Origin of the sequence: Neochlamydia sp. AcF95, from assembly GCF_018342455.1 — a bacterium.
Classification (GTDB): Bacteria; Chlamydiota; Chlamydiia; order Chlamydiales; family Parachlamydiaceae; genus Neochlamydia.
Map to the genome: position 1 here is coordinate 1 of NZ_JAEMUC010000037.1, position 12,707 is coordinate 12,707.

Sequence of the window (12,707 nt, forward strand, 5' to 3'; positions counted from 1 at the left end):
TATAGTCCTGAACTTAATCCTGTTGAAAACTTATGGCATTACTTGCGTAGCCATTTTTGGTCTAATCGTATTTATCGGGGTTATAAAGAACTAGAAAAGATGGCAATAGCTTCTTGGAGAAAAGTATGTCTGCAAGAAAAAAGAATGAAAAGTTTATGTGCTGTATCGTATGCCTAATTGTGTAAGGAGTAATTTAAAAGCGTATCACTTGCAGCCTAGCAAAAATTTGTAAAAAACCTTCTTAATTTTTTTTATTCACTGTTCACGATAAAGTCGATAATTTTTTGAGACAAGTGATCATATAAAGGGGAATGAGCAGCCTCGTAAGCTTCATCATAATTCGTTAGCTGGCCTAAAGAAAAGACATTGATCCCATCACGCGTTTTTTCATATTCATGGTCAAACTCAATCGTAGCCATCACCTTAGCGGGCCCCGCTAGCGGTTTTCCCTTTATATTATCTACCAAGGTTACTTGAGCTATTGCTGTTAACCGCGTTTCAGTAGGGATAATAGAATGTCTTAATTTCCCACTATTTTTACGTTCATAATGGTAGCCCACATTTTCATTTTCGATAGGTAATAACTCCACTAGTAGGGTAAGATCGCCTCCCCATTCTTGATATTGCAAACCTGTTTGCGTGGAGACTAATTTTATTAGATTAGCAGTCAAATGACCTTTGGCATCATTTTTAACATAGGGAATACAGATTGTTTGGTATGAAGATAAAACCTCCTCCGGGCCGACATGATAACCACAAGCAGTTATAAGAAAAAAAGGAGAAAAAAAAATCCATAGATAGCAACGTGTCATGAATGATTAGCTATTTTTATCTTTTTATCTGAAGGCGCCTATAGAACAAGAGGAGCTAAAGCTCCGGAATCATGAGTAAAGCCCATCTGCTTTAATCTATCTTTACAACGCTGAGCCACTAGAGTATCTGGAAAGTTCTTAATCGCATTACTATAATAAATAAGTGAAGCGCGTGGCTGCTTAATCTTCTCATAATATTTAGCTGTTTCATAAAGGGCTGTGGCATAACACTCTTTTATACGTTGAACATTATGTCTGGCTTCATCTATCCGCTCATCTTTAGGAAATTCGTGGATGAATTTCTTAGCATTAAGCTCTGCAAAAGCTAAAACATCAGGATTTTGCGGCTCATTTTGGCATAAATCGTAGTAAATATAGCTTATATTGACATAGCTGGTAGGCGTTAATTCATTTTTAGGAAAACGTGAGCATAAAAGCTGAAAAGATTCGATACTGCAGCGATATTCACGCTTTTCCCAAAGAAGGCATCCCTTAGCATATAAAGCCTGAGCTGCCATTTCATGGCTCGGCATGGCGGTAATCACTTCATCGTAAATAGACAAAGCAAGGCTTTTGCCTGTCGACCATTTTGGAAGCTGTTTTGTACCTAATAGACGTCGTTTAGCGCCGCCGCGTAACTGTTCTGCAATAGCATATTTATACTTAATTGCCTCTAGGAAATGTTGAGGATTGTTTTGGCATTTAAGATAGGCAGAAAAAGCTTTATTAGCAAAATCATATTCTTTTAGATTAAATTCCGCTATTCCTAAATAATATAGAGACTGCTGTCCATATGGATTGTTAGGGAAGTTATTAGAAACAATAGCAAACTGACGAGAAGCTTCCTGCCAATCTCCATTATCCATAGCCGTTTGTCCCAAAGAAAAATGTTGGTCTGGCTGCAAAGTGGCTAGCTTATCTACATCAACAATTCGTCCATTTTTAATTGTATAAGCTGCTTCTACATAAGGGCTACTTAAGTAGCAAAATGTAAAAAATACCAAACGCACGTAGATGCTTAAATGTTTCATTATACTCTCCTTAAACAAAACAGAAAGTTTAAACCATGTTAAATAAAAGGTAAAGGCGATTTACCGTAGACTCAAAGAGAAGACTAGAAAAATAATAAAGCACAAAAAATTTAGCAATATAGGATGAGTGATTGAATGGGGTAAGGAGCTTTTCCTTAAATTTTATAATTTTTTTAAGCTTGATTGCATAAGTGAGTTAATAGCTCGTCTAAAACACAGCCTTATACTAGGCTTATCACCTGTTAATGCTTATAGTCCTTTGGACATCTTAGGCTTCTTCATAACCAAAATTTTGATGAAAAGCTTTGCTTGCTAGTTGGCTACTTTCTAAGAGCAAAAATTTTCCAAAGCTTCTTTTAAAGCGATACCTCGCCATTTCGGCAAGCGATCTTTCATGATCGCTGCCAGAATTCTTATAAAGCTACCTAGCTTTATCGTCTCTTTCTAAGCCTTGAATGACTTTTAAAGCATCCTTTCTTTTTTCATCCAAGGAGTACCCCTCTCTTGGCTTAGCCTTCCTCTTCTTCATGGAAATGCTACAGGATCTATACCCTCCATAAGATGATTGGCAAGAAGCCTGGCTATCCTAAGTGCTATCTCCATGGACGGTTTTTTCCTACTCTTTAGCAGCTTAAAGAATCATCTGGCTCGCTATTCAATCATCGGCTTTATTGCTCTTGATTGGTTTAATTATTTGAAAGAACACTATAGAGTTATCCTTAAGAAGCTTAAAGGCCTCCCTACCAAAAATTCTTTTATTCTGAAGTATGGAAAAAATCTCTCTTTTATAATGCATAGAGCAAAAAAAGATTGATTATGGGCTAAAAAGCTAGAGCCAATAGGATTGATCTGTAAGCAAAAAGATGGATTATACCAAGAATACTTGTCTAGCCTGGTTGGGACTATGCCGTAAAACAAGCAAAACTTATGGAGCCCTGCCAAACGCTAGTCCAGCCTTTCTTTTATTAGCTATGATAAGTTATATGTCAAAAAGAATAGCGCAATGATTTAATTTAAAGAATGCTTCATAATAAAGGAAAGTGTTTTAAGCTTAGATTCCAATTCAGGCGTTAAAGTTACTCCCCAACGGCTTTCAATATGTAAAATGGCATGCACATCTTCCTGGCAATGGAACTCCAATTGAATAGGCGTGGTTCCACGATGTTCTATGAATAACCCTTTAAGTTGCATAATTTGTGTTAAACGCACATTGTCCAAATCTATTTTTAAAGATAAAGTTTTAGACTCTCTCATTACCTCTCTCTTTTTTTCTAGCACAACTTTTGATTTTTCCACTTTTTTATCCCTCCCCTCTCCTATAGCTTTTGCAAAACGAGCGGCTTGTAATTTAGCCTTATCAAAAGCCCGATCGCATTCTTCTACCATCGCTTCATTAGCTTTAGTTAAATCATCAATCCATTTACAAGAAAGTCGAAGGGATTCTTCCTTTTTATCTACTTGGATGACTGCATATAAAAGTTGATTTTCTTTTAACAATAAGTTTTTCTGCTCAAACAAATCAGACCATATAGGCATCTCATACCGATCCATGCCATCGCTAACCATCAAGATGGCAAATTTTTTTTGCGTTTTAGAAGAGACTCGTATTTCAGCTGTCTCTACAATCAAAGCTGCTCGGAAGACAGCATTGTGCTCTAAATTCTGAACATGGCTTAAAGGTATGCAAGAAAGGCGCGTGATAATCTCACGATAAGCATCCATGGGATGACCCGTTAAAAAAAAGCCCAAAAGTTCTTTTTCCCGCAAAAGAATATCCAAGCGGGAGGTCTTCTTTTTTACTTCGGGAGGATGCATAAAACGAGATTCGGAGGACTCTCCCATCAAAGCAAAAAGGGATAAGACGCCAGCTGAAGCTTCTTGCTTTTCTTTTAGCACAGTCTCATAGATAGGATCAATACTTTGCCTTAAGCTATCTCTCGACCAGCTAGTAAAATCAAAACATCCTGCATCCACCAAGTTTTCAATAACCTTTTTGCCCACTTTAGTGTTATCAATTCTTTTAATAAATTGATATAAGCTTGTATAAGGGCCGCCTTTATTTCTTTCTTTAATAATAGCTTCCACGACTCCTTCTCCCACTCCTTTAATACCTGCCATGGCGAAACGAATTCCTTGAGGAGTAGCAAAAAAGGTGGCATGCGCTTCATTAACGTCTGGCTGTAAAATGGCAATACCCATTTCTTGGCATTCTCCAATAAATTTAGTTACCTTTGTTAAATCATCACTATCACACGTCATAAGAGCAGCCATCCACTCATTAGGGTAGTTAGCTTTCAGATAGGCAGTCACATAGGAGAGATAGCCATAGGCAGCTGCATGGGATTTATTAAATCCATAGGCAGCAAATTTTTCCATTTTATCAAAAATTTGCATCGAGGTTTCTTCATCAATCCCGTTTTCCAACGAACCTAAACGAAATTTTTCTCGTTGCTGAAGCATTTGATCCCTATCTTTTTTACCCATAGCACGCCGCAAGACATCTCCTTCACCTAGCGAAAATTTAGCAAGCTTACTAGCTATCTGCATCACCTGCTCTTGATAAACCATAATGCCATAGGTTTCTGCAAGAATATCATTCATCCATGGATGATCATATTCAATAGGTTCACGGCCATGCTTTCTATTAATGAAAGAGGGAATCATGTCCATAGGGCCTGGTCGGTAGAGAGCTCCTACGGCAATAATTTCTTCAAACTTATCCAAATGGAGCTGGCGTGCCAAATCTTGCATGCCTGCAGATTCCAGCTGAAAAATGCCTAAAGTTTTTCCTTGGTTTAAAAGATTAAAGGTAGGCTGATCATCTAAAGGAAGATTAATCCAATCAATGGCTTTACCAACCCTTTGATAAATTGCCTTTACACATATATGGATAGCGGTCAGTGTTTTAAGGCCTAAAAAGTCCACCTTTAGCATTCCCACTAATTCAACAGGTTTCATGGAAAGCTGCGTCACTGGCATATCAGAATCTTTAGAAAGGCAAACGGGTATAAAGTTAGTCAGCGGTTCTCCACTGATAATGATGCCTGCAGCATGAATACCCGTATTACGAATAGATCCCTCTAAAGTCTTACCTATATCGATGATGCGTTGAGCATCTTCGTCCTGCTCATACATGGCCCGTAAATCTGGATCTTTTTCTAAAGCTTTCTGGAGGGTAATATTGAGGTCATCAGGTACAAGTTTAGCAATCGCATTCACCTTAGCTAAAGGAACACTTAATACCCGTCCTACATCTTTAATGGTCATTTTAGCTTTCATGGTGCCAAAAGTAATGATCTGCGCAATATTATCTTTACCATATTTTTGAAGGGTATAGTTAATAACCTCACTGCGCCCATCCATACAAATATCTACGTCAATATCAGGATAAGAAAGCCGTTCAGGATTAATGAAACGCTCAAAAAACAGATGAAAACGCAGAGGTTCAATATCGGTCACTCCAATCAGGTAAAGCACAATAGAACCAGCCCCCGATCCTCTGCCTGGTCCTACAGGGATCCCTTGACGTTTGGCCCAATTGATAAAATCCCATACAATCAGCAAGTAATCGCTCATCCCTTTGGGAACAATAATGTCCATCTCATATTTCAAGCGCTCTTGTACAATGTCAAGGGGATCTTTTTCAGGAAAGATTTCTTTGATTTTATTTAAACGTTCAGGTGTATACCGCTTGGTGATACCTTCCTCACATAATTGCCATAGGTAATTTTTAACGGCCTCGGCTTGTTCCTCTTTAGTGTAATTTTTTCCCTCAAGAGCAGGGGGTAAGTAGATGGGATAATGCTTGGTTTTGAAATCAATCGATACATTACATTTCTCAGCAATTTCCAAGCTATTAGATAGAGCTTCTGGAAAATCGCTAAAAAGCTCAGCCATTTGCTGAGGAGATTTAAAATAGCATTCATGAGAGGGATAAGTACGACGTTTAGGATTAGGCACGCGAAATTTTAGATTGCCGTACGAGTCTTTTTCCCACATTTCAGTAGGCTCCCCAGACTGAATATTAAGTAAAATCTCATGCGCGCGCCAATCAGCGCGTTCAATGTAATGGCTATCATTTGTAGCCACGACCTTTATATTAAGCTCTTTTGATATTTCTATAAGAGTAGCGTTAATTTTTTCTTGTTTTTGTATATAGTCTTGGTAATATTGCTGAAGCCAAGTTTCTTGATGCAAGCCATCCTGGCGAATATCTTGATCTGTCATCCGATGGCGCTGTAATTCAAGATAATAATCGTCTCCAAAGAGCTCTTGATACCAACGGATTTTGCTCATTAAGCTATCTTTTGTGCCATTCAAAGCTTCATAAGCGATTAAGCTACTTTGGCAACCTGATAGGCAAATCAATCCTTCACTATGAAGCTTAAGCACTTCGTGATCGATGCGTGGATGGTAGTAAAATCCCTCTAGATAACCGATGGAAGTTAACTTACATAAGTTGTGATAACCAGCTTTATTTTTAGCTAAAATAATTAAATGAAAATTAGTACGTGCTCCATATTCTTTTTTTTTGTCGAATCGCGACTCGGGTGCAACATAAAACTCACAGCCTAAGATGGGTTTAACACCCACATCTTTACAAGCCTTATAAAAATCAATGGCCCCAAACATGTTACCATGATCTGTTAAAGCCACTGCAGGCATATGAAAAACAGCTGCTTTTTTGGCAATAGCATGCACATCAGCAGCAGCATCTAAGATGGAAAATTGAGAATGGACATGTAAGGGAACCCACATAAATATAATCTATAGCAATTATTTAAGAATTTAGGTTCAAGTATACCGTATCTTATGAGATCGAGTAAACAAGCAAATAAAAGGCTATCAGAAATTTAGCAAGGAGCGATTCCTTTTTGGCTGCTTGGCCTTGTAAATAGGATGATGGCTTAAACTCCTTGTAAGAAGAAAAGCAGGAAGAATGATAGATAAAATCCTTTGAAAGCTAAAATTTATTCTCTAAAAAGGGACTGAGTTCTTTTTCAAAGCGCTTGCTAATGAATTTATAAAAACCTACTTAAAAGAGCCCAAATTTTTACGGTTACTTCTAAAGTAGGAAGGTTAATGATAAAAAAGCTTTTTTATCTTAGCAAAAATCCATGCGAGTAAATGAACAGCCAGATCTTCTTGCATCCTACTTCCATGTTCTGGCCCTCACATTGTTTTTTTTTATTCGCTCAATTTCTTGCTCTTAACACGAAGCTTATCCAAGAAAAGGATCTTCCACAAACACGCATGGATAAAATTTTCACGTTTTTAATAAACCAAAAAAAAACAATTCCATTTAAGAAATTTAAAGGGGAAGAATTTCTGTTAGGAACGGCTTTTTGCTGTCACCAGTTTTTTGTTTTCACTAATCGCCCACAAAGGGAGAAGTAAAAGAACAGCTATTATACAAGAAATTCCTAAGCACCAAAAAAAGCCATCCCATCCCATTTCCTGGGTAACCTTGCCAAGAGGATAGCCTGCAACAGCAGCTCCCATATAGGCAAATGTGCCTGCAAACCCGGTAGAAGAAGCTGCAGCCTTCTTATGAGAAAGCTCAGCGCATGCTACCCCAATCAACATCTGCGGGCCAAAGATAGCAAAACCTATTGTAAACATGGCTGCTGAATCTACTAAAGGATAACCTGCGGGGACAAACCAGAAGAAAGCAATGGCAATAAACATAAGTACAGCAAAAAGTACATTAACGGGTCCTCTTTTAGCAGCGAAAAAATAGTCAGAGGCCCACCCTGCTGCTAAGCTGCCAAAAAAACCACCCACTTCGAATAAGGAGACACAGCCATTGGCACTCAGCTGATTATATCCTTTGGTTTCTATCAAATAAAGGGCAGTCCAATCATTAATCCCTGTACGAACAAAATAGACAAAAAAATAAGAAATAGCTAGCATCCAAATGTATTTATTTTTTAAAACATACTCCACTAAAACTTCACGCGCTGAGAGCTGTTCATCCTCTGCTTGGCTACCATTCCCGGAATAATCGTTGCGAAATTTTTCTATAGGAGGTAACCCTAAAGATTGAGGAGTATCCCTTAAGCGATTAATTAAATAAAAACCTCCTAGAATACAAATCATTCCAGGCACATACATAGCGGCTCGCCAGCCACCAAAATAATATGCGCAAAATCCTACAATCCAAGGGATTAAAAAAGCGCCTACATTGTGAGAAACGTTCCATGTCGACCACCATGAGCCTCTTTCTGATTGAGAATACCAATGAGTTAAAAAACGTGCACATGGCGGCCAACCAAAACCTTGAAACCATCCGTTTAGCCCCCAAAAAATGGCAAACAAGAAGAGGTTAGAAGATAAGCCAAATAAAATATTAATTATGCCTGTAATAATAAGGCCAAAAGCCATAAAGTAACGAGCATTTGAGCGATCGGAAATAATGCCACTGGCAAATTTGCTAAAGCCATAGGTGATGGAGAAAATACTTGCTAAAATTCCTAGCTGGCTTTTATCGAATCCTAATTCAGCAATAATGCCAGGCATCGCAAAAGTGAAGCTTTTACGGGTAAAATAATAAAAAGCATAGCCTATAAACATGGAATATAAAATTCGTATACGCCAATAATTATAAAGATGCTTAACTTTTTCTTGATCTTGAATTTCCGGTAGATAGGGTGCAGGCCTTAATAATCTAAGCAACCAATTCACGCAATGCTCCTAAAAATTTAAATGATTTTTTGAAATTTTCACTGTTTTGATAGATAAGGATTCTTATAACGGGGGGATCAATTTTACACAAGCGCAACATTTTATCAGCAGCTACGCTATTAATCCAATTAAAAATTTAGTTAACAATAAATTAGATTGACCTTAGCTGCCAGATATGCTAGAAATGCAGCTCATAAAATTAAATTCTACCATCTAGGATTTTTAAGAATAAATAATAATGATAAAAATTACCGTAAATCCGCATGAGAGCCCAATCGTTAGCATTTTTGACCAAGAAACTATAATTATTGGTTCAGGTACAGGATCTATGAAAGCTGATCTAATTCTACCTGATGCGGCTATACAACCTATTCATATAAAAATTGTACACAAAGGGCAGCAGTGCCAAGTGATCAATTATGCAAATGACCCTTTTGCAACTTTAAATGATGTGCCTTTTGGTAAAAAAAGTATAAAAGAGAGTGGCATCTTACAGGTTGGGAGCCATCTTATTCAGATAGAACTCAAGTATGTAGAATCTGTAAAAGAGGATGATAAAACACTTTCTTCTATAAATGAGCCTTTAAATGTTACGCTAGAAGGGCTACTTGAATGGCAAGCTTTGGAAAGAAAGCTCCCCCTTCCCCCTTCTTCTATCTCTGAAAACTCTTTAAAAAGCTCAAACTTTATCTCTAATCCTTCCCTTATGTCCCCTCAGGAGAGTAGCAAATTTCCTCTTCAAGAAGAGGTTAGCTTGTTGGAGCAGAAAAAATGGGCAAAGAGCCAGCTTGAGGAAAGGGAATTAGAAGATTTAATGCATGAAATTGAGCAATTTGGAATCAAACACTTTAAAGAAGAGAGCTTGCCTACCTATTTAGCTAGTGAAAAAGATAGCTCTTCCCTCTTTTTGCAAGAAAAAATTGAGGTAGGGAGCTTAGGTAACCAAACGCAAGAGTCCTCTTTTTTGCAAGAAGATCCAGTCGATCACTTTCCTACTCTCCCCACCATGCTTGCGCCAAAAAGCCGCCCTGAATATCAAGTAGGTGAATTTGACGATGAGGGCGAAACTTGGAATACAGAAAAAGAAGAAGCAGCGGTTACAGGGGTAAAAATTGAAGAGACAAAAAATCTTATTGATTGGAAATTTCTTACGACTCTTGTCATGACTCTTTTATTTATCCTTGGACTTGTCGCTGGCGCTCTTTATTTTAATATCAGTGCCAAAAATGAAATAGAAGAAATGAAAGCTGCAGAAGGTGTGGCTGATATAGCTATGGCGCTTAAATATGCTCAAATACATTATATTAAGCCTCAAAAAAAGAATTGGTCCGATCCCGAATTTATCAAGAAGAGCCTTGCTCAAGTCATTCCTCATGACTACCCCTCCTTAACAAACATCGATCAGCATGGGCATTTGAATGAAACCTCTTACTCTTTAAGGATTTATACGAGTACCGATTTTTCGCAATTTCTCGTTATCGCGCAACCAGCACCTAGTGTCCTTCAATCATTAATTCCTAAAACTGCTATTGTTATCGATTCTAAGCTCATGCAATTGCGGAAAGTTGCTGACATGAAAACTCTTAATCGTTTATTGGTAAATTCCAATAATTTAGATAATTCTAATGCGGTGGAAGTAACAAATCTTGTGAAACAGGGTAAGCTAATTCTTTTAAGCACACTGGCGCAAAAACGTAAAGCCCCAGACTTCTCTCCCCCTAAAGCTCTCATCCTGCTTCGCCCTGGGGCAGAAAATTATATTTACAATGCACCTCGCTATTACCAATTAGGCGAAACGATCATCAAGCGTGCTATCCAATTGATGCAAACACCAGGTAATGTGCATGAATTATCCCGCTTAAAGCAAGAAATAAGCCTTCTATCAAAGATGTCAAATATGGTGCTTTATTTTTCGGACGGGATTCAACTTACCTTGGAAGCTCAAAAAGCCATTGCAGCTTTTACTTCTCCTGGGAGCTTTTTGACGGCCTACTTAAAATTTAATCCTGAGGGCATGATCCTAAGTAGCCATCTTATCATTGATGATGAAAGCTCACCTAAAACTTTTAACGATTCGTCAAAAGTTGCTAGCTCTACCTTGCCTGCTGATCATGAATTTTTGGTAGAGCTGGACTCTAACAACCCCCATGCTCTTTCCTTAAACATTCATCCTTTGTTAGCAAAATTAAAATATTTGCGCCAATCACGCGAGGAAGTGCTTACCCCTCTTAAAAATCAAATGATCAATCTTATAAAAGAAAATAGTGAGCATCCCACGGAAGAATTTGAAAAAAAAGCTAAAGATTTATTTCAAAAATATTACACCTTAGAGCTAGAACAAAGACATCATCTGATTCAATCCATCCTTCAATTGACAGAAGAATATCCCTTAATGCCCGTTAAAGAATTCAAAGGCTATCTAGAAAAGGCGGGCTTAAGCCATTTAAAGCTTAATGCCATTCATCATGATCATCAAGCCCTTTTGCAAAAATATAGAGAAAAAATAAAACAAGCGGAAAACATGAACGAACTTGCTACCTTAGTCGATGCTGTTACCTCTTGGCTCGTTATAAAAAACTTTAGCGATCTTGACGAGTTAGAAATGGATCAAAAAATCATCAAAAACACCCTAATCTCTCAACTGAATTTCCTGCTTTTTTCCTCCCATCCTCGGCCTTTGTCTTTGCTAAATAATGAAGAACAGGCAGCGGCACTATTTAAAGTTTTAAAATTTTGTACTTTAGACACCCCTGATGATGAAAAATATTATATGGATGAGCTTGAAAAGTTAAAAAAATCTTAAAACTTTTTCCATAGGCCTATAGTAGCCTCTACAGAAGCGCTGTCTCTATCCTCTAAAAATAGATCAGCTCTTTAAAAGCTGATCTTTTCTTTAAAGGCAAGTTTTTACTTAAGAGAGCCTACTTAGGAAAGAATTAAATTTTGTTTTTAATTTATAGGCCTAAATTTTTAAAAAGGCAGTGAATTTAGGCCTCCTTTTTAAACCTTCCACTCTTCCTCTTCCGCCTCAGTCATATTTTCTGAAGAAGATGAATGGGAAGAAGAGCTTTTCACCTGTTCTGTTTTTTTAAAAAGAGCTTCCATTAGAGGAGAACTAGACTGGGGTTTGCTAGGCTTTTCATTGGGTTTAATAGAGTTAAGCTTTTTGCCTTCTATAATTTGTTGCATAAGGGCTGCCCTATCGATGGGTTGCCCTTGGGAGCTATTCCCTTTTTTAACTTGTGTAGCCTCGTGAGGATAATTTTTTTCTTTTTTAACCGCAAAGGTCGGCTGGCTATCCTCTAAGTTTATTGGCTGGCTGCTATCTTTTGGGCTTCCCATGTCTTCTTCTACCTCTTCTTCCTCTTCGTCAGAATCATGCATGGCTAATCGACGTTTCATGAGGTGCTCTACGATGTCGTAATCTTGCTTCTTTACTGTTTCCTTACTTAATCCTGAGGAAGAAAGCTTCTGGTGAGCCACCGATTGAGTAATCTCCGTGGTTTTCAAAAAAGATGGAGGGGGAGGAGCAGTAGGAATAGCTATGCTAGTCTGCAGGGTATCTTTTGTTGGTAAAGAGGGAGGAGGAGGTGGCGCTAAAGGAACGTTGCTAGCTAAACTTTCTTCGCGCAGGGAAGATGGTGAGGGAGTGAAGGCTAATTCTTGGGCAGTAGGCTCCTTTATTGAATGGATTTCAGGAGGTAAAGAGATATTTGCTTGCTCTTCTTGTTTTTGCATACCCCTGGTTTTTTCATCGTCTGGGGGCGAAGCTGTGATTTCTTTTGCTAGAAGTGGCGAGGCCACCGGTTGTGCCCGAAGACCTATTAAAAAGGAGATAGAGCCTTCCTTTACCTCTACTTGACCAGAAATCCAAGGCCTAACAAGCTTTTCTATGCTTCTTGAACCTCCATTTATTACGGAACTATTTTTTATCTCTCCTTTGTTTTCCGCTCTTGTGAAGATGGATTTAACAAGATTTATGATTTTAATCACATGGTTATTCATCCGCTTAATAAAATCACTCTCTTTTCCTTTCATGGCTGCTTGTCGGTGAGAAGGAATATGTACAGCTGGATCTTTTTTTTCCTTGAAAGAAGCTTTTTCTTGAGTTAAAAGCGCAGCTTTTGGATCAAAGCTAGGAATACGAAAATCATTCATAAATCTCTCCAAACATTACCAT

6 protein-coding genes are annotated in these 12,707 nt (G+C 38.0%); 1 reads left to right on the plus strand and 5 read right to left on the minus strand.

The features are described 5' to 3' along the window. Nucleotides 1–251: 251 nt before the first annotated feature. From lptE to uhpC, 4 genes are all read right to left on the minus strand, one after another. The gene (lptE, locus tag NEOC95_RS03470; RefSeq protein ID WP_166155499.1) at nt 252–812 is read right to left on the minus strand and encodes an LPS assembly lipoprotein LptE; all 561 of its coding nucleotides are present in this window, start codon (nt 810–812) and stop codon (nt 252–254) included. A gap of 38 nt (nt 813–850) precedes the next feature. Further along, the gene (gene bamD, locus NEOC95_RS03475) at nt 851–1,843 is read right to left on the minus strand and encodes an outer membrane protein assembly factor BamD (RefSeq protein WP_166155502.1); all 993 of its coding nucleotides are present in this window, start codon (nt 1,841–1,843) and stop codon (nt 851–853) included. A gap of 1,008 nt (nt 1,844–2,851) precedes the next feature. Continuing rightward, nucleotides 2,852–6,601 carry a DNA polymerase III subunit alpha gene (gene dnaE, locus NEOC95_RS03480; RefSeq protein ID WP_213151633.1) on the minus strand — a complete coding sequence of 1,250 codons (3,750 nt, stop codon included), beginning with the start codon at nt 6,599–6,601 and terminating at the stop codon, nt 2,852–2,854. A gap of 573 nt (nt 6,602–7,174) precedes the next feature. After that, on the minus strand, nt 7,175–8,527 hold the full coding sequence (uhpC, locus tag NEOC95_RS03485; protein ID WP_213151635.1) for an MFS transporter family glucose-6-phosphate receptor UhpC: 1,353 nt from the start codon (nt 8,525–8,527) through the stop codon (nt 7,175–7,177). A 238-nt stretch (nt 8,528–8,765) separates the two neighbouring features. Between uhpC and NEOC95_RS03490 the strand changes: the two genes are divergently transcribed. Continuing rightward, a complete protein-coding gene (locus tag NEOC95_RS03490; RefSeq protein ID WP_213151637.1) occupies nt 8,766–11,330 on the plus strand; it encodes an FHA domain-containing protein in 2,565 nt (854 codons plus the stop codon). A 197-nt stretch (nt 11,331–11,527) separates the two neighbouring features. Here the strand turns inward: NEOC95_RS03490 and NEOC95_RS03495 are convergent, their stop codons facing one another. Next, entirely contained in the window at nt 11,528–12,685 is a 1,158-nt protein-coding gene (locus NEOC95_RS03495) for a hypothetical protein (protein WP_213151639.1), read from the minus strand. Nucleotides 12,686–12,707: the final 22 nt, after the last annotated feature.